At 66.6% G+C, this 20,127-nt stretch carries 17 protein-coding genes; 12 read left to right on the top strand and 5 right to left on the bottom strand.

The annotated features are described in order from the left end of the window. Window positions 1–27: 27 nt before the first annotated feature. On the bottom strand, window positions 28–2,088 hold the full coding sequence (locus ACSFB7_RS07375) for a ribonuclease catalytic domain-containing protein (RefSeq protein WP_435468564.1): 2,061 nt from the start codon (window positions 2,086–2,088) through the stop codon (window positions 28–30). A 47-nt stretch (window positions 2,089–2,135) separates the two neighbouring features. After that, window positions 2,136–2,729: a YqiA/YcfP family alpha/beta fold hydrolase gene (locus tag ACSFB7_RS07370; protein ID WP_435468562.1), complete on the bottom strand. Its 594-nt coding sequence runs from the start codon at window positions 2,727–2,729 to the stop codon at window positions 2,136–2,138. Window positions 2,730–3,167: 438 nt separating this feature from the next. Between ACSFB7_RS07370 and ACSFB7_RS07365 the strand changes: the two genes are divergently transcribed. Both ACSFB7_RS07365 and ACSFB7_RS07360 read left to right on the top strand, forming a co-directional pair. Next, the gene (locus tag ACSFB7_RS07365) at window positions 3,168–3,920 is read left to right on the top strand and encodes a response regulator (protein ID WP_435468560.1); all 753 of its coding nucleotides are present in this window, start codon (window positions 3,168–3,170) and stop codon (window positions 3,918–3,920) included. A 24-nt stretch (window positions 3,921–3,944) separates the two neighbouring features. Then, window positions 3,945–5,768 carry a sensor histidine kinase gene (locus ACSFB7_RS07360; RefSeq protein ID WP_435468558.1) on the top strand — a complete coding sequence of 608 codons (1,824 nt, stop codon included), beginning with the start codon at window positions 3,945–3,947 and terminating at the stop codon, window positions 5,766–5,768. Between the two features lie 22 nt (window positions 5,769–5,790). On the opposite strand, the gene ACSFB7_RS07355 is transcribed toward ACSFB7_RS07360, so the two are convergent. Continuing rightward, a complete protein-coding gene (locus tag ACSFB7_RS07355) occupies window positions 5,791–7,860 on the bottom strand; it encodes a carboxypeptidase regulatory-like domain-containing protein (protein ID WP_435468556.1) in 2,070 nt (689 codons plus the stop codon). A 136-nt stretch (window positions 7,861–7,996) separates the two neighbouring features. Here ACSFB7_RS07355 and rodA point away from each other — a divergent pair, with 136 nt between their 5' ends. From rodA to ACSFB7_RS07335, 4 genes are all read left to right on the top strand, one after another. Continuing rightward, window positions 7,997–9,151: a rod shape-determining protein RodA gene (rodA, locus tag ACSFB7_RS07350; RefSeq protein WP_435468554.1), complete on the top strand. Its 1,155-nt coding sequence runs from the start codon at window positions 7,997–7,999 to the stop codon at window positions 9,149–9,151. A gap of 56 nt (window positions 9,152–9,207) precedes the next feature. Then, window positions 9,208–10,668: a metalloprotease TldD gene (tldD, locus tag ACSFB7_RS07345; protein ID WP_435468552.1), complete on the top strand. Its 1,461-nt coding sequence runs from the start codon at window positions 9,208–9,210 to the stop codon at window positions 10,666–10,668. Window positions 10,669–10,749: 81 nt separating this feature from the next. After that, window positions 10,750–11,277 (top strand): hypothetical protein, encoded by a 528-nt coding sequence (locus ACSFB7_RS07340; protein WP_435468550.1) that lies wholly within the window; start codon window positions 10,750–10,752, stop codon window positions 11,275–11,277. A 226-nt stretch (window positions 11,278–11,503) separates the two neighbouring features. Then, window positions 11,504–12,622, top strand: coding sequence for a 3-deoxy-7-phosphoheptulonate synthase (locus ACSFB7_RS07335; RefSeq protein ID WP_435468548.1), 1,119 nt, complete (start codon window positions 11,504–11,506; stop codon window positions 12,620–12,622). Here ACSFB7_RS07335 and ACSFB7_RS07330 read toward each other — a convergent pair. Both ACSFB7_RS07330 and mpl read right to left on the bottom strand, forming a co-directional pair. Continuing rightward, window positions 12,619–13,128, bottom strand: coding sequence for a cupin domain-containing protein (locus tag ACSFB7_RS07330; RefSeq protein ID WP_435468546.1), 510 nt, complete (start codon window positions 13,126–13,128; stop codon window positions 12,619–12,621). The genes ACSFB7_RS07335 and ACSFB7_RS07330 overlap by 4 nt on opposite strands. Continuing rightward, the gene (gene mpl / locus ACSFB7_RS07325; protein WP_435468544.1) at window positions 13,125–14,528 is read right to left on the bottom strand and encodes a UDP-N-acetylmuramate:L-alanyl-gamma-D-glutamyl-meso-diaminopimelate ligase; all 1,404 of its coding nucleotides are present in this window, start codon (window positions 14,526–14,528) and stop codon (window positions 13,125–13,127) included. The genes ACSFB7_RS07330 and mpl overlap by 4 nt, the downstream gene beginning before the upstream one ends. Before the next feature lie 111 nt (window positions 14,529–14,639). Between mpl and ACSFB7_RS07320 the strand changes: the two genes are divergently transcribed. The 6 genes from ACSFB7_RS07320 (at window position 14,640) to ACSFB7_RS07295 (ending at window position 20,107) form a co-directional block, all read left to right on the top strand. Next, a complete protein-coding gene (locus ACSFB7_RS07320) occupies window positions 14,640–15,236 on the top strand; it encodes a hypothetical protein (protein ID WP_435468542.1) in 597 nt (198 codons plus the stop codon). Continuing rightward, window positions 15,237–15,785: a TlpA family protein disulfide reductase gene (locus ACSFB7_RS07315; protein WP_435468540.1), complete on the top strand. Its 549-nt coding sequence runs from the start codon at window positions 15,237–15,239 to the stop codon at window positions 15,783–15,785. 100 nt (window positions 15,786–15,885) lie between these two features. After that, window positions 15,886–16,344, top strand: coding sequence for an acetyl-CoA carboxylase biotin carboxyl carrier protein (gene accB, locus ACSFB7_RS07310; RefSeq protein WP_435468538.1), 459 nt, complete (start codon window positions 15,886–15,888; stop codon window positions 16,342–16,344). 2 nt (window positions 16,345–16,346) lie between these two features. After that, window positions 16,347–17,696, top strand: a complete 1,350-nt coding sequence (gene accC / locus ACSFB7_RS07305; RefSeq protein WP_187113974.1) for an acetyl-CoA carboxylase biotin carboxylase subunit — start codon at window positions 16,347–16,349, stop codon at window positions 17,694–17,696. A gap of 19 nt (window positions 17,697–17,715) precedes the next feature. Next, the gene (gene prmA / locus ACSFB7_RS07300; protein ID WP_435468536.1) at window positions 17,716–18,600 is read left to right on the top strand and encodes a 50S ribosomal protein L11 methyltransferase; all 885 of its coding nucleotides are present in this window, start codon (window positions 17,716–17,718) and stop codon (window positions 18,598–18,600) included. A 76-nt stretch (window positions 18,601–18,676) separates the two neighbouring features. Then, a complete protein-coding gene (locus ACSFB7_RS07295; RefSeq protein ID WP_435468534.1) occupies window positions 18,677–20,107 on the top strand; it encodes a zinc-ribbon and DUF3426 domain-containing protein in 1,431 nt (476 codons plus the stop codon). Window positions 20,108–20,127 lie beyond the last annotated feature (20 nt).

Below are 20,127 nucleotides of genomic sequence, written 5' to 3'. Positions count from 1 at the left end.
GCATTTCTTCGGACGATTCGCCGAAGTTCATGCAGGTGTGTTTTCCGGCGCGGCCTCGCTGTCGGTCAGGTCGACGGCAATGGCGATCGGGCCGGCGACTTCTTCTTCGTCCTCACCGCTCTCGTCTTCCGCCGAGGCATCGGCCTTCGGCGCATCGAGGCGCTCCAGCACGGTGCCGCTCACGTCGAGCGCGATCTCGTCGATCTCGCCGAGCTTCACGCGCAGGCGCGCACCGCGCTCCTGCTGGCCGGCTACCGGGAACACCAGCGGCAGCGCCTCGGCACGCACCAGCGCGCCGTTGGGAATGTCCTTGATGACCGTGGCTTCCAGCTCGGTGATGCCCTGCTGCTGCAGGTACTTGAGCGTCCAGAAGCGTTCCATGCCGCCCTGGTAGCCGTTGTACGTTGCGTAGGCGGCGTCGAAGCCCGAGAGGATCGAGAACAGGTCGGCGTCCTTCGGCTTGAACGGCGCGGCCAACGCGGCGGTCTTGCCGTGGCGCGCGGCCGCGATGATCTGCCACTGGTTCACGAGGTCGGTGTAGCGGCGCAGCGGCGAGGTGCTCCACGCATAGCTCTTCACGCCCAGGCCGGCATGCGGCAACGCGCGCGTGCCCATGCGCACCTTGATGCCGGGCGCCAGGCTGGCCTGGCTGCGGTAGAGCCCGGGCACGCCCAGTTCGCCGAGCCAGCTGCCCCAGGTGCTATTGGCCAGGATCATCGCTTCGGACACGATCAGGTCGAGCGGTGCGCCGCGCTGGCGCGTTGTGATCTGCACCTGCTCGTTGCCGGTGGGTTCGTTGCCGTCGTTGCCGACGAGGCGGAAGTTGTAGTCGGGCCGGTTGAAGTTCTCCGGCTTGCCGCGCACCACTTCGCGCTGCGCCTTCAACTGTTTCGCGAGGCGGAACAGGAAGGAGAGCGGGGCGCGCAGGTTGGCCGCGGCTTCGGGCGTGTTCTCGCTCGTGAATGCAGCGTCTTCGAGCCAGGGCTGCGTGACGACGGCATCGAGCTGGTCGTGCCGCAGGTTGGCGACGATGGGCACGCGTTCGAGTTTGGTCTCGGTGCCTTGCAGCTCGAGCGTGGCTTCGTCGAAGCGCGCGTAGAGCGACACCGCCGGGCGGTCGCCGCCTTCGAGCAGCGTGTAGGTGTTGACCACCTCGTCCGGCAGCATCGTGATCTTGTAGCCCGGCATGTAGACCGTCGACATGCGCGCACGCGCCACGTTGTCGATGGGGCTGCCCGGCGTCAGCGCCAGGGCGGGCGCGGCGATGTGGATACCGACCGTGACGGTGCCGCTGCCCAGGCCTTGCACCGACAGCGCATCGTCGATTTCGGTGGTCTGCGAATCGTCGATCGAGAAGGCCGCAACGCCAACGGCCACGGGCAGGTCGTCCACGATGGCCGGTGCCGCGAGCGCCGGAAAGCCGGTGCCCTTGGGGAAGTTCTCGAACAGGAAGCGCCGCCAGTGGAACTGGTAGGGCGAATCGATGGCACCGGCGCGCTCCAGCAGGTCGAGCGGCGGGCGCTGCGTAGCGCGCGCGGCGTCGACCACGGCCTTGTATTCCGGCGCGTTCTTGTCGGGCTTGAACAGGATCTTGTAGAGCTGTTCGCGGATCGGCGGCGGGCACACGCCCTCGGCCAGTTGCCCGGCCCATTCGACGATCTGCGCCTGGACGGCTTTCTTCTTCTCGATGGCGGCCAGCGCCTGCTGCACGATTTCGGCCGGCGCCTTCTTGAAGCGCCCCTTGCCCGCGCGGCGGAAGTAGTGCGGTGCCTCGAACAGCGCGAACAGCGCGGCCGCTTGCTGCGCGAGCGATGGCTTGTCGCTGTAATAGTCGGCCGCGAGATCGGCAAAACCGAACTCGCCCTCGGCCGCAAATTCCCAGGCCAGGTCCAGGTCCATCGCGGCGGCGAGCGTGCGCGCCTCGGCGATCAACTCGGCGGGTGACGGTTTCTCGAAACGCAGAACAATGTTGGCGCCCTTGACCTTGACGCGCTTGCCGGTTTCGAGCTCGACTTGTGCCGATGCTTCAGCCTCCGACAGCACGCGGCCGCCGAGGTACTTGCCGGCTTCTTCAAACAATACAAACATGGCGCGGATTGTCCCACGCAGGCTGGGGCCGTCCGGCCCGGCGGTGCTCAGACCGGGTTGATGAACGCCATCACGTCGTCGAGATGGGCTTTTTCGAAGTCGGACAGCGCGTGGTCGCTGCCTTCGAGCAGCTTGATGTTGCTGTCGGGGTAGCGCGCCGACATTTCATGCCAGTCCAGGGCTTCGTCGCCCTTGGCGATGATGGCGAATACCCGCTCGGGGCGCGTGAGCTGGCCCACTTCCATGGCGCGCAGCTCGTGGATGTATTCGGGGCGAAAGTAGAAATGCTCGGCCGGGTCGTGCCACACGGTCTGGTCGCCGATGTAGCGGGTGAGGTCGCGTGCCGGGTGCACGGCCGGGTTGAGCAGCACGGCGCGGCAGCGCGTCATGCCGGCCACGTAGGTGGCGTAGAAACCGCCCAGCGACGAGCCGACCACGGCCATCGATTTGCGCGGCCAGTCCGCGATGCCCTTCATCACCATGTCGATGGCATCGTGCGGCGAAGGCGGCAGTTGCGGGCACCACCACTGCAGGTCGGGGTGGCGTTGCGCCACGCGTTCCGCGACCAGCCGTGCCTTGGTCGAACGAGGCGAGGAGCGAAAGCCGTGCAGGTACAACAGGTGGGTGGTTTGCGGATCCATGCGGGAAGAAGACTGGAGGTGCCGAGGTTGCACCCTGCTTGCCGGGACCGGGTAATTTTGCATGAGGTCTGTGCGCGCGAGGCTGTTTCCGACGTACAAAACCCCGCATTGCGGGGTGTCTCGGGAAGCCGCTAGCTTACCGAGACTTGTGGGGCGCAGGCCCCTTGTTTACCTCTGTCCGATGCAGGCTGAATGCCTTGCAGCGGAAAGTATTCAAGGTGTGACCTTCGCGATATAAAAGGCCTACGTTCGGGTTACTGGAGCCCGCGTCGGCGCCGGCGCCTTGCGGGACGCGGGTCGAAGTGAAGGTCGACGCGTTGTGTTCCGCCCGGCGCGAATCCATGTTCAAAAGGCGGCGCAAGTTTCGTGGCGGGTCGCGATGGGCGCATCCCATGAACTAGGGATGCGCTGGGGGATTTCCGCCGCGCGCCGCGGCTTATGCTCGTGACCATGAACATTGAGGCTCACGACGATGCAATGCCACGCCGGTGGGGCGTGTTGGTCGTCGAAGACGACAGCCGCGCACGCGCCTTTTTCGAGGCCAGCGTGCAGCGCAGTCCGCGCCTCTTCTGGCTCGGCAGCGCGGGCACCGTGCAGGAGGCGCTGGCCTGGCTGGCCCACACCGTCACGATTCCCGATGTGCTGCTGGTCGACCTGGGCATGCCCGACGGCACCGGCCTGGATGTGATCCGCGATGCCGTTGCCCGTTTTCCCGGCTGCGAGCCGCTGGTGGTGTCGGTCTTCGGCGACGAAGAGAATGTGCTCGCCAGCATCGAGGCCGGTGCCGTGGGCTACATCCACAAGGACGCCGCGCCCGAGGACATCGCGCAGACCATCGTCGAGATGAAGGCCGGCGCCTCGCCGATCTCGCCCATGATCGCGCGGCGGGTGCTGGCGAAGTACCGCAGCCTGCAGTCGGCGGCAATGCCGGGGGCTGCAGCCGCGCCAGGTGCCGCGCCCGAGGCGGCTGCGGGGGAGGCCGATCGCGGCCTGCTGTCGGCACGCGAGCACGAGGTGCTGACGCTGATCGCCCGGGGCTTCTCGTATGCGGAGATCGCCCGCCTCAAGGGCTTGAGCGTGCACACGGTGCAGACCCACATCAAGAATCTCTACGGAAAGCTCGCGGTGCATTCCAAGAGCGAGGCGGTTTTCGAAGCGACGCGTCTCGGCCTGCTGTCTCATCCAGGCTGAGCGCGGATGCTGCCGAGGCGGTTGTTGCTGCTTTTGCTATGGCCGGTGCTGCTCCTTGCGGGCATCGCCGGGGCCGCGAATGCGGCCGCGCCGGACAGCCCGATCGAGCTGCGCCAGGGCACCGTGACGACCACCGTCGACGGTGTCGCGCGCACGGAGCCGGTCGAGCTTTCCTACCACTGGGACCGCATGCACCAAGGGCGGCCCGGCTTGGCGAACTTCGACCTGCCGTTCACGCTCGAGGCCACGCCCGAGGCGCCCTGGGGCATCTTCATACCGCGCGCCGGCAGCGTGTTCGAGGTGCAGCTCAACGATGCGCTGCTGCAGGTCTACGGCGACCTGGGCCGTGGCAACCAGGCCGACTACGCCAAGGCGCCGATCTACGTGCCGGTGCCGGGGCGCCTGCTGAAGCAGGGCGACAACCATCTGCAGATCCGCCTGCGTGCCGACAGCGCCCGGCGCGCCGGCTTGTCGCGCGTGGTCATCGGGCCGGCCACGCCGGTGCGCACCGAGTTCTTCGAGAGCGCCTACGCCTGGCGCTTCACCGGCTCCGTGCTGCTGACCGCCTTCAGCCTGATCGTCGGCGGCATCGCGTTGGCACTCTGGCTGACGCAGGTCGAGGTCGACGCCAAAGGACGGACGCGGCGCGAGGGCCTCTATTTCTGGGCCGCGCTGGCCGAGTTCTGCTGGGCGATCCGGGTGGCCGACGGGGTGATTCCCGAGCCGCCGCTGTCGTGGGGCCCTTGGGGCGTGCTGATGGCCGCCTGCTATGCGGGCTGGGCGGTCTCCGTCCTGATGTTCGGCTTCCACATCGCCGGATGGGGGCGCAACCCCCGCTACCGGTGGGTGCACTGGCCGATGGCCGCCATCGTGCTGGGCACCGTGGTGTTCAGCGCGCTGTCGCTGCACCGCGACGAGCCGTTGTGGCTCACCGCCTGGCTTGCTGTCGAGATCGTGCTCATCTTCCTGTTCGTCGCCGCCTTCGCCGTGGCCACCATTCGCAAGCCGAATGCCGAGCAACTGCTGGTGGCCGGCGCTGCGATGGTGACGTTGGCATTCGGCGCGCGCGACTGGCTGGTGATCCGGCTCAGCGATGCCTACGGTGAAACCACCTGGGTCCGCTATTCCTCGGTGTTCTTCGGTTTGGCGCTGCTGCTGATCGTGCTGCGGCGCTTTCATGCCGCGAGCGTGCAGGCGCGTGGGTCGGTCGCGGCGTTGGCCGAGCGGGTGGCCCAGCGCGAGCGCGAACTGGCCGCCACCTATGCGGAGCTGGAAGCGGCGGCACGCGACCAGGCGCGCACCCATGAGCGCGAACGCATCCTGCGCGACATGCACGACGGCGTGGGCTCGCACATCAGTTCGGCGATCCGGCAGCTGCAGTCGGGCCAGACCAGCTCGGGCGACCTGCTGCGCACCCTGCGCGATTCGCTCGACCAGCTCAAGCTGTCGATCGACTCGATCCACCTGCCGCCGGGCGACATCGGCGCCTTGCTGGCCGCGCTGCGCTACCGGCTGGAGCCCCGGCTGGCGGCGGCGGGCATCGAGTTCGAGTGGGCGGTGGACGAGGTCGCGCCGGTGTCGCGGCTCGACGCCCAGGCCATGCGGCAACTTCAGTTCTTGCTGTTCGAGGCCATCTCGAACGTGCTGCAGCACGCCCACGCCAGCGTGCTGCGGATCGAGGCCGGCATGCAGGACGCCACGGTGCAGTTGCGCGTGATCGACAACGGCAGGGGCTTCGATGCGGCGCATGCGCCCCGGTCGCTGGCGGAGCGCGCCGGGGCCATCGGCGCCCGGCTGGGGCTGGAAAGCCGACCGGGGCGCACCGTGGTTCAGCTCGAATTCGCGTGAGCCCGAGGGCCCGGACGCTTTCTCAGAACTGCTTGTAGAACAACACGTAGCGCGTGATGCCGAGGCTGCGAGCGTTGTAGGCCTCGAACGCCAGGTAATGCACCCGGGTTCCTTCGGCGTACTGCTTGCCCGCATTGCTGTCGCAATGCGTGTCGCCAAGCGTCTCGGCCGAGCAGTCGATCATCGCCTTGCGCGCCGTGGTCGACAGAGCGACGTTGTCGTTGAAGCGAGTGTTCGACTTGGCGAAGCCGTAGGCCGTCAGCACCGAGGGCGCCAGCGCGCCGCGCGGGACAACCCATGCGTCCTGGTTGCCGGTGGCGCTGATGTCCAGGATGTTCGGCTGGTTCACGCTGTTTGCGGGGTAGACCAGGCCGGTGTTGGCACTGGTGCGGGCGACCAACTGGGTGCGCATCGCCGGTGTCAGGTCGAACAGCGGCTGCTGGCGGATTTCACCGATCGTTGGCGCGCGCGAGAGGGTGCGTTCGTACTGGATCACGTTGGGAACGCCCGGTTTCGCATGCACGAACTCGAACTTCCACACGCTCTGGTCCTGCAACTGGCTGATCTGCTGGTCGGTGTACTGGGGGTCGAGCAGGCCGATGCCGGATTCACGGCTCGCCAGGCTGCCGGGTGTGGACGGGTTCTCGTAGATGCCGCGCAGGTTGATGCCGTTGTTCAGCTCCGGCGTGCCGTCGGGCTTGGTCACCACGAGGAACGACAGGCCGGGTTGCGGTATGAAGGTCAGGACCTTGTTGAGCGGCGAGGTCACGATGACCTTGCTGAAGACCGCCGCGCCGTTTTCCTGCCGGTTCCGGATCGGAATGCCGTAGCCCGTGGTGTACGAGTTGAAGGCGGGCGAGTTGATCATGTCCCGGTAGGCGAACACGGGGCGCACGTTGGAGGCGTAGACGTGGCCGTCCCCCGCGATCTTGAGCGCGCCGCCGACCTTGCGCGCGGTGAGGGTGCCGAAGACAACGTTGTCTCCCACGTCGGTCGCGCGGTAGCTGAGCGTCAGGTCGCCGTTCGGCCTGAAGAATTCGAAGTTCGCGCGATCCCAGGTGCGACCCGTGTTTTCGGGCCGGAACAGGGTGCTGAAGCCGCCCTGGTTGTTGGCGTCGCGGCCCACCCCGAAGCCGCTGTTGAGGTAGCCGGCAGGGTCGTTGCCGACGAAGAGTTCGCGGCAGGCAGCAGCGATCACGTCGGCTGGGCCGCCGGTCACGGCCGTGGCGTCGTTCGGCGCGGTGACGCGTTGCGACAGCGGCAGCCGATAGCACGCGTTCAGGCGGTTGAACAGATCGGCCAGCAAGGTCGGCGAGGGCAGACTGGCCAGTTGGTCCGCGGTGATGCCCGCCGGCAGCGCGGGAACGGAGGCATCGCTGCTGCGGAAGATGACGGAGGTGGGAGAAGCGCCGTCGCCCGACGGAAGGCCCTTCACGGTGATCTCGATGTTGGCTGCGCCGCTGTCGGGGCGCACGCTGACCAACAGCGCGTCGAGCACCTTGTCGTGCCCGGTGCCATCGGCGCTGAACTTGCCGGAGATCGGATCGAAGCCGGCCTGCCCGAGAGCGTCCAGCACCGACTTGAGCGCAGCAGCGAGGGCCGTCGTCTGCTGTTGCAGGCGCGCGTCGGTCACGGTGCCGGCGTCGGCCTGGATGGCCGCCGCCAGATTGGCGGGCCGGCCATCCGGCGACAGCCGGGACACGATGACCGTGGTCAGCGGCGTGATGTTGGCCGTGCCGCTGCTGTTGGCGACGGTGCTGTAGAGGGACTGGTCATCGCGCACCGCAGTGACGACGAGGGGAGGCTTGGTTGTCGGGGACAGCACGCAGTTGTAGGTGCCCTGGCCGTCGGTCTGCGTCGTGCAGACCGTTGCGCCGCTTTGATCCTGGACCGTGACGGTGGCGCCGCCGAAAGCCGCGCCGGTGGCGGCTGTGCCGCTGAGCGAAGTCGACGCGGGGGCGTTCGGGGTGGGCGAGCCGCCCAGGCCGAGTGGCAGGCCGCCACCTCCACCGCCTCCACCACCGCCGCCGCATGCAGCGACCGAAACGCAAAGACCTGCCACGAGCGACAGGCGCAGAAGTTGAGACCTCATTCGAACCCTCCCTTTATTTATGAACCCGGCAAATGTAAAAGGAGGTGACGACGGATTCGCGACGGTCGGCAGGAGGATTTCCACCGAGAGCCACACGCACGGAATTCGTATACGGAAAGCCGGATAATTCGCACCCATGTCTGCCGTGTTCAATCAGCCCTCCCTGGCGCGCCGTGTCGCGCCCATCTTCCAGGGCTTCGACGGCTTTCTGGCCTTCGCCGTGCTCCTGCTGGCCTTTGCCGGGCTGGCGACCATGTATTCCTCGGGCTACGACCATGGCTCGCGCTTTGTCGACCATGGCCGCAACATGCTGCTGGCGGGCTTCATCATGTTCGTGGTGGCACAGGTGCCGCCTCAGCGCTTGATGATGTTCGCGGTGCCGCTCTACGCGGCGGGCGTGGCGCTGTTGGTTGCGGTGGCGCTGTTCGGCATCACCAAGAAGGGCGCCCAGCGCTGGATCAACGTGGGCGTGGTGATCCAGCCCAGCGAAATTCTCAAGATCGCGATGCCGCTGATGCTGGCCTGGTGGTTCCAGCGCCGTGAAGGCCAGTTGCGCCCGCTCGACTTCGTGGTGGCCACGGTGCTGCTGGCGGTGCCGGTCGGGCTCATCATGAAGCAGCCCGACCTGGGCACTTCGCTGCTGGTGCTGGCGGCCGGCATGGCGGTGATCTTCTTTGCCGGCCTGCCCTGGAAGCTGATCGTGCCGCCGGTGGTGATCGGCGCCATTGCGGTGACGCTGATCGTTAGCTTCGAGACGAGGCTGTGCGCCGACGGCGTCGACTGGCGGGTGTTGCACGACTACCAGAAGCAGCGCGTGTGCACGCTGCTCGACCCGAGCAAGGACCCGCTGGGCAAGGGCTTCCACATCATCCAGGGGATGATCGCCATCGGCTCGGGTGGCGTGGGCGGCAAGGGCTTCATGCAGGGCACGCAGACGCACCTTGAATTCATTCCCGAGCGCACCACCGACTTCATCTTTGCCGCCTATTCCGAGGAGTTCGGGCTGATGGGCAACCTGGCGCTGATCGCGGCCTTCATCCTGTTGATCTTCCGCGGGCTGGCCATCGCCACCAATGCGACGACGCTGTTCTCGCGCCTGCTGGCGGGGGCGGTCACGATGATTTTCTTCACCTATGCCTTCGTCAACATGGGCATGGTGAGCGGCATCCTGCCGGTGGTGGGGGTGCCGTTGCCGTTCATCAGCTACGGCGGCACGGCCATGGTGACGCTGGGGCTGGGGCTGGGCATCCTGATGTCGATCGCCCGCGCCAGGAAGCTGGCGCAGAACTAGGCGCCGGAGTGCCCTTTGGGGCGGCACGGGAGAGGGCGGCTGCCTAGAATGGCGGGATGATCTCTCGCGAACCCACCATCGAGCGCCTCGCCACGGCGCAACAGCTCCTGCTCAGGCCGTTCGGCCTTGACGAATCGCACCTGAGCAAAGCCCTGGCCGAGATCACCTCGCACCGGGTGGACGACGCCGACCTGTATTTCCAGTACACGCGCAGCGAAGGCTGGAGCCTCGAAGAGGGCATCGTCAAGACCGGCAGCTTCAGCATCGACCAGGGCGTCGGTGTGCGCGCGGTCAGCGGCGAGAAAACCGCTTTCGCCTATTCGGACGACATCTCCGAGGCTTCGCTGCTCGACGCGGCGCGCACGGTGCGCTCCATTTCCTCCGCGGGCCGCACCGGCCGCGTGAAGACGCCGACCCGCAAGATCGCATCGAGCCGCTCGCTCTACGACGGCATCGACCCCATTTCCACGCTCGACAGCACCACCAAGGTGAAGCTGCTCGAAAAGGTCGAGAAGCTGGCCCGCTCGCGCGATCCGCGCGTGGCGCAGGTCATGGCGGGCCTGGCGAGCGAGTACGACGTGGTGCTCGTGGCACGCGCCGACGGCACGCTGGCCGCCGACGTGCGGCCGCTGGTGCGCCTGTCGGTCACCGTCATTGCCGAGCAGAACGGCCGCCGCGAGATCGGTTCGGGCGGTGGCGGCGGACGCTTCGGCCTGGCCTATTTCACCGACGAGCAGATCGCCGAGTACGTCGACCATGCCGTGAAAGCAGCGCTCACCAACCTCGACGCCCGCCCGGCGCCCGCCGGCGAGATGACCGTGGTGCTCGGTTCCGGCTGGCCCGGCATCCTGCTGCACGAAGCCATCGGCCACGGGCTCGAAGGCGACTTCAACCGCAAGGGCTCGAGCGCCTTCGCGGGCCGCATCGGCCAGCGCGTGGCGGCCAAGGGCGTCACGGTGCTCGACGACGGCACGATCGCCGATCGCCGCGGCTCGCTCAATGTCGACGACGAGGGCAACGCCAGCCAGCGCAACGTGCTGATCGAGGACGGCATCCTCAAGGGCTACATCCAGGACTCGCTCAACGCGCGCCTCATGAAGGTCAAGCCTACGGGCAATGGCCGCCGCGAGAGCTACGCGCACGTGCCGATGCCGCGCATGACCAACACCTACATGTTGGGCGGCGACAAGGACCCGAAGGAAATCGTGGCCAGCATCAAGAAGGGCCTGTACGCCACCAACTTCGGTGGTGGGCAGGTCGACATCACGAGCGGCAAGTTCGTGTTCTCGGCCAGTGAGGCCTATTGGGTCGAGAACGGCAAGATCCAGTACCCGGTCAAGGGCGCGACCATCGTGGGCAACGGCCCCGACGCGCTCACCCGCGTCACCATGATCGGCAACGACATGGCGCTCGATTCGGGTGTCGGCACTTGCGGCAAGGAAGGCCAGAGCGTGCCGGTGGGCGTGGGCCAGCCCACCCTGCGCATCGACGGCTTGACGGTAGGTGGAACGGCTTAGGACTTTCGTCACTTGCCGATTGTTTCCTTCGGTTGCTAAGCTGCGCTCCTTTTGCGAACGACAAATTCAAGGAGCATTTCGATGGGGAACAGGACCAATTCGCCTGCCGTGCTGTGGGCCGTGACCGCCATGGTGGCTCTGGGGGCCGCCGGTTGCGCATCCCGCGGTGGTTCGGGCAGTCAGCCCGAGGCAGCGCCCGCACCCGCTGCGGCGCCCGCCCGTGGTGGCGCCAAGGCCGGCATGGATGCCCAGGGCAACGTGACCGACTCTTCCAAGGTCGAGGCCGGCAGCGGCCGCACCGTCAAGGGCCTGAACGGCTACGAAGGCGAGATCACCGGCAACCCCGCGCGCAACAGCAAGTTCGCGCGCCTGCAGATCGGCATGAGCGCCAGGCAGGTCACCGACCTTGCCGGCCAGCCGACCGACCAGGGTGCCTACATCACCGGCAAGGCCTTCATTCCGTTCTACTTCGGCAGCGACCGTCACCGTTTCGAGATGACCTACAAGGGCCAGGGCCGGCTGATTTTTGCGGGTGGCGGCATGGGCGATTACTCCAGCGGCAACCTGATCTGGATCATTCACAACGCCAACGAGTCGGGCTACCGATAAGCAACGCAGTGCCCGGTCGCTTGACCGGGCTTTTGTTTTCCGTGCTACATTCCGCCCACATGTCCGCCCTCCGCGCTTATTTCTTTGCCTACTTTTGGTTCCCGGTTTCCGGCGGACGAGAGGCGAGCGCGTAAAGCAAACGAACACCCTCCCAAAACCGCCGGCGCATCCAGCCCCGGCGGTTTTTTTATGCCCTGACGATATCCACTCCAACAAGGAAGCACCCATGAGCACGAACACTGCCCCCGCCAGCGACAGCTGGTATGCGAGCGTCGAAAAAACCAGCAAGACCGACGACGAACGCATCAAGGACATCAACGTGCTGCCCCCTCCCGAACATCTGATCCGCTTTTTCCCGATCCGCGGCACGGCCATCGAAACGCTGATCGAAAGCACCCGCCGCAACATCCACAACATCATGGCGGGCAAGGACGACCGGCTGCTGGTGATCATGGGGCCCTGCTCGATCCACGACCCGGCGGCTGCCGTCGAGTACGCCAAGCGCCTGAAGGTCGAGCGCGAAAAGTACGCCGGCACGCTGGAAATCGTGATGCGCGTGTACTTCGAGAAGCCCCGCACCACCGTCGGCTGGAAGGGCCTGATCAACGACCCGTACCTTGACGAGAGCTTCCGCATCGACGAAGGCCTGCGCATTGCACGCCAGTTGCTGATCGACATCAACCGCATCGGCCTGCCGGCGGGCAGCGAGTTTCTCGACGTGATCTCGCCGCAATACATCGGTGACCTGATCGCCTGGGGCGCGATCGGCGCGCGCACCACCGAAAGCCAGGTGCACCGCGAATTGGCCTCGGGCCTGTCGGCGCCCATCGGCTTCAAGAACGGCACCGACGGCAACATCCGCATCGCCACCGACGCCATTCAGGCGGCGGCCCGTGGCCACCACTTCCTGTCGGTGCACAAGAACGGCCAGGTCGCCATCGTGCAGACCAACGGCAACCGCGACTGCCACGTGATCCTGCGCGGCGGCAAGGCGCCGAACTACGACGCCGCGAGTGTCGAAGCCGCCTGCAAGGACCTCGAAGCCGCCAAGCTGCCGCCCACGCTGATGGTCGACTGCAGCCATGCCAACAGCTCCAAGCAGCACCAGAAGCAGATCGAGGTGGCCAAGGACATCGCCGGCCAGATCGCCGGCGGCTCGAACCGCGTGTTTGGCGTGATGGTCGAGAGCCACCTGCAGGCCGGCGCCCAGAAGTTCACGCCGGGCAAGGACCAGCTCTCGGGTCTCGAATACGGCAAGAGCATCACCGACGCCTGCATCGGCTGGGACGATTCGGTGCAGGTGCTGGAGACGCTCTCGCAGGCCGTCAAGCAGCGCCGGGGTTAAAGCATCCCGGCCAGCTCGGGCCAGTGGTGCCGCATCGACGCAGCTTCGTTGCTGTCGGGCTGCACCAGCGAGAAATCGGCGAAGTCGAAGCCCGGGCCGACCATGCAGGCGACCAGCGTGTAGTCGCCCGCCGTGTGGCCCGGGATCGGTCGGGCCGCCTGCCATTGGCCGGCCGGCACCACATGCTGGGGCCGGGTGCCGTGGGCATCGACCGGGCCCAGCCGTGCGTGGGCCGGCGCGGTGCGCATCGCGGCGTCGCAGGTCCAGAGCGCCAGCGGCACGCCTTCCAGGTGCACCCAGACTTCATCGGACAGCACCCGGTGCCAGCGCGAATGCTGGCCCGCCTCGAGCAGGAAGTAGATGCTGGTCAGCGCATTGCGGAGCGGACGGCCATCGGCGGGCGTCACGCTCGCCGCCGAGCGGAATACCTCGCTGTACCAGCCGCCCTCGGGATGGGGCTGCAGCTTCAGGGTGTCGATCAGTTCGCGAGTGCGCATGGCGGTCATGATGCCGCCGTCGCCCGAAGGGCGGCAAGCAGTTTGTCGTGCACGCCGCCAAAGCCGCCGTTGCTCATGCAGACGATGTGATCGCCCGGCCGGGCGGCCGCCACGATCTGCGCCAGCAGCGGCTCGATGGCGCCTGCCACCTGCGCGCGGTCGCCCATCGGGGCCAACGCCGCGGCGGCATCCCAGTCGAGGCCGGCCGTGTGGCAGAACGACAGGTCGGCCGATTCCAGGCTCCATGGCAGTTGCGCCGCCATCACGCCCAGCTTCATCGTGTTGCTGCGCGGCTCGAAGGCCGCGAGGATGCGCTCACTTTGCTTGCCGGCATCGTCGAGCTTCTTGCGCAGGCCGTCGAGCGTGGTGCGAATGGCGGTCGGGTGGTGGGCGAAGTCGTCGTAGACCGTGATCGCGCCGCCGCTGCGCTCGACCGTGCCGCGCAACTCCATGCGTCGCCGCACATTGCGGAAGCTGCCGAGCGCGCGGGCCGCATCGGCCGGTGCAACGCCCACATGCTCGGCCGCCGCGATGGCTGCCAACGCATTCATCTGGTTGTGCAGGCCCGAAAGCGCCCACTCGACGCGGCCCACCGGTTCGCCCCGGTGCAGCACGTCGAAGGCGTCGTGCGATCCGCGTGCCTGCCATTCTCCACCTGCGCCGAAGCGCGCGAGTTCGCTCCAGCAGCCTTGGGTCAGCACGCGCTGCAGGCCTTCTTCGGTGGCATTCACCACCAGCCGCCCGGTGCCTGGCACGGTGCGCACGAGGTGATGGAACTGGCGTTCGATGGCGGCGAGGTCGTCGAAGATGTCCGCGTGGTCGAACTCGAGGTTGTTGAGCACGGCCGTGCGCGGCCGGTAGTGCACGAACTTGCTGCGCTTGTCGAAGAAGGCGGTGTCGTATTCGTCGGCTTCGATCACGAAGGCCGCGCCGTCGCCGAGCCGCGCCGAAACGCCGAAGTCGAGCGGCACGCCGCCGACCAGGAAGCCCGGCGCCTTGCCGCCTTGCTCCAGCACCCAGGCCAGCATCGACGTGGTGGTTGTCTTGCCGTGCGTGCCGGCCACGGCGAGCACGTGGCGGCCTTGCAGCACATGCTCGGCCAGCCATTGCGGGCCGCTGGTGTAGGGCTTGCCGGTATCCAGGATGGCTTCCATCAGCGGAAACTTGGGGCTCCCGTCGGGCAAGCGCGCCCGCGACACCACGTTGCCGACCACGAACATGTCGGGCGAAAGTGCAAGCTGATCGGCGCCGAAACCCTCGATCAGGTCGATGCCGAGGGCGCGCAACTGGTCGCTCATCGGCGGGTACACGCCGGCATCGCAGCCCGTGACCCGGTGGCCGGCCTCGCGCGCCAGGGCGGCCAATCCGCCCATGAATGTGCCGCAGATACCCAGAATATGAATGTGCATCGGTCGATTCTAGGTAGGCGACATGCACCGTCTTTGCCGTGGCCCGCCCTTTGTCCTGTGCTTCGTACTGATGTTCATGTGAGGGCCGTCTACTGCGGGCAAAATGCCCCGATGGACACGTCCAAGCGTGAAATTGCCGCCACTGCAGCCCGCCTCGTTGTCGAGGAAGGACTGGAATATGGCCCGGCCAAACGCCGGGCGCTGCGGGACCTGGGTCTGTCGACCCGCACCGCACTGCCGAACAACGATGAGGTCGAGGCCGAGGTGCGCGACTACATCGAGCTCTTCTGTGCCGACACCCAGCCCCAGGAACTGCATGTGCTGCGCCTGCTGGCGCTTGAATGGATGGAGCGGATGGCCGTCTTCCGTCCCCATGTGGGTGGCGCCGTCTGGCATGGAACGGCCACTCGTTTGTCAGACATTTATATTCAGTTGTTCTGCGATGATTCCAAGTCGGCCGAAATCGCCCTGATCGATCACCACGTGGACTACGAGCCGCGCATGGTGACCGGCTTCCACGGCGAGCAGGTCGAGGCCCTGAGCGTGCATGCTCCGAGCCGCGCGCTCGGAGAGGAAATCGGCGTGCACCTGCTGGTCTACGACCTCGACGACCTGCGCGGGGCGCTCAAGCCCGACGCCCAGGGGCGCACGCCGCGTGGCGATCTGCCCGCATTGCGCCGACTGATTGAACGAGAAAAGGACAAGTGAATGACTTCTTCGCCCACACGACGCGGCATGCTCTATGCCGGCGTGGCGGCCGCGGCTGCTGCCGCCGGGCTCGGTGGCGCCTGGTGGAAGGAGCGTGGCAGCAGTGCGGCGAGCGGCGAGACGCTCGATGCGGCCTTCTGGGCCCAGAGCTTCGAGCGGCCTGAGGGCGGCGACCTGCTTCTGTCGAGCCTGCGCGGAAAACCCGTGCTGCTCAACTTCTGGGCCACGTGGTGCCCGCCCTGCGTCGAAGAAATGCCCATGATCGACGCTTTTTTCCGTGAACATGGTGCCAATGGCTGGCAAGTGGTGGGATTGGCCATCGATCAGCCAAGCGCCGTGCGCAAGTTCCTGCAGCGAACGCCGGTCACCTATCCCATCGGACTGGCCGGTTTGCAAGGCACGGAACTGGTGAAGAATCTCGGCAACACTGGTGGCGGCTTGCCCTTCACGCTGGTGCTGAACGCGGGCGGTTCGGTGGCGGCTCGTAAAATGGGCAAGCTCGAAACCACCGACCTGGAGACTTGGCGACGTGAACTGGTTCATGGTTAGAATCAGTTTCTTACGCCGGCGTTGAACGCCGAACGCCGAAAATCGCCGATTTTCGGCCAAGTTATATCCTAATGACCGGTAAAGCCGGCCCTGGAGTCTCATGGATCTGCGCAAACTCAAGACACTGATCGACTTGGTGTCCGAATCGAATATTTCCGAACTGGAAATCACCGAAACCGAAGGCAAGGTTCGCATTGTCAAAGGCGGCGGTGCTGCACCCGTGCAGTATGTGCAAACCCTGGCGGCACCTCCCGCGGTTGCCGTGCCGGCTGCTGCTGGCGCCCCCGCCGTGGCCAGCGCGCCGGCGGCCGAAGCCGCGCCGGCGGGTCATGCCGTCAAGTCGCCGATGGTCGGCACCTTCTATCGCTCGTCCAGCCCCGGCGCCCCGGCTTTCGTGGAAGTCGGCAGCAAGGTGAACGAGGGTGACACGATCTGCATCATCGAAGCGATGAAGATCCTCAACGAAATCGAGGCCGACAAGTCCGGCACGATCACCCAGATCCTCGGCGAAAACGGGCAGGCGGTCGAATACGGCCAGCCGCTGTTCATCATCGAGTGACCATGTTCAAGAAGATCCTGGTTGCAAACCGGGGGGAGATTGCCCTCCGGATTCAGCGTGCCTGCAGCGAAATGGGCATCAAGGCCGTCATGGTCTATTCCGAAGCCGATCGCGACGCCAAGTACGTCAAGCTGGCGCAGGAGGCCGTGTGCATCGGCCCGGCACCCTCGGCACTGAGCTATCTCAACATGCCTGCGATCATTTCGGCTGCCGAAGTGACCGACGCCGAGGCCATCCACCCCGGCTACGGCTTCCTGAGCGAAAACGCCAACTTCGCCGAACGCGTGGAGCAAAGCGGTTTCCAGTTCATCGGCCCGACGCCGGACAACATCCGCACGATGGGCGACAAGGTCTCGGCCAAGCAGGCCATGATCAAGGCCGGCGTGCCCTGCGTGCCCGGCTCCGAGGGTGAACTCTCGGACGATGCCGCCACCAACAAGCGCATTGCCCGCGCGATCGGCTACCCGGTCATCATCAAGGCCGCCGGCGGCGGCGGTGGCCGCGGCATGCGCGTGGTGCACACCGAGGCTGCGCTGGTCAATGCGATCCAGATGACCAAGGCGGAGGCCGGCGCGGCCTTCAGCAATCCGGCCGTGTACATGGAGAAGTTTCTCCAGAACCCGCGCCACATCGAGATCCAGATCCTCGCCGACAAGCACAAGAACGCGGTCTACCTGGGCGAGCGCGACTGCTCCATGCAGCGCCGCCACCAGAAGGTGATCGAGGAATCGCCGGCCCCCGGCATTCCGCGCAAGCTGATCGAGAAGATCGGCGAACGCTGTGCCGCGGCCTGCAAGAAGATCGGCTACCGCGGTGCCGGCACCTTCGAGTTTCTCTATGAAAACGGCGAGTTCTATTTCATCGAGATGAACACGCGCGTGCAGGTGGAGCATCCGGTGACCGAGTTCACCACCGGCATCGACATCGTGAAAACGCAGATCATGGTGGCGGCCGGCGAAAAGCTGCCGTTCACGCAGCGCCAGATCGAGATGCGCGGCCATGCCATCGAGGTCCGCATCAACGCCGAAGACGCGTGGAAGTTCACGCCGTCGCCGGGCCGCATCACCATGTGGCACCCGCCGGGTGGCCCTGGCGTGCGCGTCGATTCGCATGCGTACACCAACTACTTCGTGCCCCCGAACTACGACTCGATGATCGGCAAGATCATCGTGTACGGCGACACGCGCGAGCAGGCCATGGCGCGCATGCGCACGGCGCTGAACGAAACCGTGATCGAAGGCATCCAGACCAACATCCCGCTGCACCGCGAGCTGATGGTCGACGCCAACTTCATGAGCGGCGGCACCAACATCCACTATCTTGAAGAGTGGCTGGCGGCGCACAAGCGCTGAGCAAGAGGTAGGCAACGCCATGTTTGAACTCCGCCTGATGGCGCCCGAAGACCGGATCGAAGCGCTCAGCGATGCGCTCGACGCACTCGATGCGTTGAGCGTGTCGGTCGAAGATGCCGATGCGCAGACCGACGCCGAGCAGGCGCTGTTCGGCGAGCCCGGCATGCCGCCGCCCAAGGAGGGATGGCAGCGTTCACGCGTGATCGCGTTGTTTCCTGACGAGGCGCTGGCGAAAGAGGCTGCATCGGTGCTTGCACTTCAGGACTTCTTTGAAGGCTGCGCGGTGCTCGGCGTGGCTTCGGTGCCCGAGCAGGACTGGGTTCGTCTCACGCAGTCGCAGTTCGCGCCGGTCGAGATCACGCCCGAATTCTGGATCGTGCCCACCTGGCACGAGCCGCCTGCACAGGCGAAGCAGGTGATCCGGCTGGACCCGGGCCTGGCCTTCGGCACCGGCACGCATCCCACCACGCGCATGTGCCTGCGGTGGATTGCGACGCAGGGCGCGCTGGGCAACCAGCGTGTGCTCGACTACGGCTGCGGCTCCGGCATCCTGGCGATCGGCGCGGCGAAATTCGGTGCGACCGATATCGACGCCGTCGACATCGACGAAGCCGCGGTCTCGTCGACCCGGCTCAATGCCGAGGCCAACAGCGTGCGCCTGAACGCCGGCTTGCCCGACGCGGCCAAGGGCCACTACAACACCGTGCTCGCCAACATCCTGGCCACGCCGCTCAAGGTGCTCGCACCGCTGCTGCGCAGCCATGTGGCGGCTGGCGGATCGCTGGTGCTGGCCGGCATCCTCGAGCGCCAGGCCGATGAGCTGAAGGAAGCGTACGCACCTTATGCGGCGCTCGAGGTCAGTGACAGCGAGGACGGCTGGATCCTCATGACGGCGCGCTGCTGAGAGGCGAGCGCCCCGTTTTTCGCGTCGCTTCGCATCCACTCACGCGGCGAGGGCCCAACCCTACAATCGCCCCGTCATGAGTCTCGTCACCCGCTGCCCCGCCTGCACCACCACCTTCAAGGTGGTGCGCGACCAGCTTCGCATCTCGGACGGCTGGGTGCGCTGCGGTCGATGCAGCCATGTGTTCGATGCCACGCTCGATCTGCATGAAGCGCCCGACGGTGCGCCGGCGAGCGTGCCGCCGCCGATGCAGGGTGGCTACATGCCCGGACTGGTCGAGCCTGCGCGCGAGGCGAGGGCGGAGCCATCCGTCGCGCCTGCACCGCCACCGCTGCCTCCGTCGCCTGAGATCGCAGCACAGCCTCAAGCGGAGCCTCCACAGGCGGTGGAAGACGCGGACTTCTTCGACGACGAACCCGAACAGCAGCAACACGCGCAGCCGGAGGCTTCATCGCCTGCCTCTGTGCCCGCGCCAGGCGTCGGGCCTGCAGTCTCGCCTTCTCCCGAGCTGCCGCTTTCGTCGTTTGCGTTTCCCCCCGAGTTTTCGTTGTCCTTGCCCGAACACGGCATCGCTGCGGACGAGCCCTGGTCCGATCTCGATGTCAGTGAGCCCGCGTGGCGGCCGCCCGCGACGTCCCTGCCGCCGTTCCCGAACATCGACCTGAATCTCGCGGCACCGCCGCCTTCGCCCCCGCCACCCACGCCACCGCTGCCCGTGGCCCCGCGCATCAAGGCGCGCGCGCTGGTCGAGCGGGCCAGCGACGACGGGGAAGGTGAGCAGGAAGAGAAGGACCACGATCAGGTGCAGATGCAGAAGGCGCTGCGTCGGGCCCGCATCAAGTCGGCCAAGATCGCAAGAGCCAAGGCCCGTGAAGAGCGCGCTGCCGCACAGGCTCCCGCCTCTGTGGTGGCAGTCGAGAGCGAGCCGGACTTTTCGCTCTCGTCGCCCTTCGAGGCGCCGGAAGGCCATCCCTTTGCGGAAGAGGATGACGCCGTCGAAAAGCCGCCCGGCTTCTGGCAGCGCAAGGGCGTGCGCGGCGTGCTGATCCTGCTGGTGGTGCTCGCCATCCTGTTGCTCGTCGTGCAGGTCATTCGCCATGAGCGTGACGGCATTGCCGCACGCCAGCCGAGCCTGCGCCCCGCGCTCGCCACGCTGTGCCAATACACGGGCTGCGAACTCGCGGCCCTGCGCCAGATCGGCGACATCATGATCGAAGGCGCCGCCTTCGCGCGCGAGAAGAGCGGTGGCAATGACTACCGCCTCAGCTTCACCCTGCGCAACGGCGCCACCGTGCCGCTCGCGATGCCGGCTGTCGAGCTGTCATTGCTCGACACGCAAGAGCGTGCCGTGGTGCGCCGCGTGCTGATGCCGGCGGACTATGGCGCACCGGCCGTGTTGCCCGCGCGCGCCGACCGTGCGGCCTCGTTGCCCCTGACCTTGTCCGCCACCGAAGCTGCCGCGCTGCCGCCCATTGCGGGCTATCGCGTCGAAGCCTTCTACCCCTAGTCGGGCGCCGCGCGCGTCGC

This window comes from Variovorax raffinosi (genome assembly GCF_051216615.1).
GTDB lineage: Bacteria > Pseudomonadota > Gammaproteobacteria > Burkholderiales > Burkholderiaceae_C > Variovorax.
This window is presented reverse-complemented; position numbering and strand designations above follow the sequence as displayed.

Coding starts and splice junctions, on each gene's coding strand:
- ACSFB7_RS07375 (WP_435468564.1), bottom strand. CDS start 2,088: ATGTTTGTATTGTTTGAAGAAGCCGGCAAGTACCTCGGCGGCCGCGTG.
- ACSFB7_RS07370 (WP_435468562.1), bottom strand. CDS start 2,729: ATGGATCCGCAAACCACCCACCTGTTGTACCTGCACGGCTTTCGCTCC.
- ACSFB7_RS07365 (WP_435468560.1), top strand. CDS start 3,168: ATGCTCGTGACCATGAACATTGAGGCTCACGACGATGCAATGCCACGC.
- ACSFB7_RS07355 (WP_435468556.1), bottom strand. CDS start 7,860: ATGAGGTCTCAACTTCTGCGCCTGTCGCTCGTGGCAGGTCTTTGCGTT.
- rodA (WP_435468554.1), top strand. CDS start 7,997: ATGTCTGCCGTGTTCAATCAGCCCTCCCTGGCGCGCCGTGTCGCGCCC.
- tldD (WP_435468552.1), top strand. CDS start 9,208: ATGATCTCTCGCGAACCCACCATCGAGCGCCTCGCCACGGCGCAACAG.
- ACSFB7_RS07340 (WP_435468550.1), top strand. CDS start 10,750: ATGGGGAACAGGACCAATTCGCCTGCCGTGCTGTGGGCCGTGACCGCC.
- ACSFB7_RS07335 (WP_435468548.1), top strand. CDS start 11,504: ATGAGCACGAACACTGCCCCCGCCAGCGACAGCTGGTATGCGAGCGTC.
- ACSFB7_RS07330 (WP_435468546.1), bottom strand. CDS start 13,128: ATGACCGCCATGCGCACTCGCGAACTGATCGACACCCTGAAGCTGCAG.
- mpl (WP_435468544.1), bottom strand. CDS start 14,528: ATGCACATTCATATTCTGGGTATCTGCGGCACATTCATGGGCGGATTG.
- ACSFB7_RS07320 (WP_435468542.1), top strand. CDS start 14,640: ATGGACACGTCCAAGCGTGAAATTGCCGCCACTGCAGCCCGCCTCGTT.
- ACSFB7_RS07315 (WP_435468540.1), top strand. CDS start 15,237: ATGACTTCTTCGCCCACACGACGCGGCATGCTCTATGCCGGCGTGGCG.
- accB (WP_435468538.1), top strand. CDS start 15,886: ATGGATCTGCGCAAACTCAAGACACTGATCGACTTGGTGTCCGAATCG.
- accC (WP_187113974.1), top strand. CDS start 16,347: ATGTTCAAGAAGATCCTGGTTGCAAACCGGGGGGAGATTGCCCTCCGG.
- prmA (WP_435468536.1), top strand. CDS start 17,716: ATGTTTGAACTCCGCCTGATGGCGCCCGAAGACCGGATCGAAGCGCTC.
- ACSFB7_RS07295 (WP_435468534.1), top strand. CDS start 18,677: ATGAGTCTCGTCACCCGCTGCCCCGCCTGCACCACCACCTTCAAGGTG.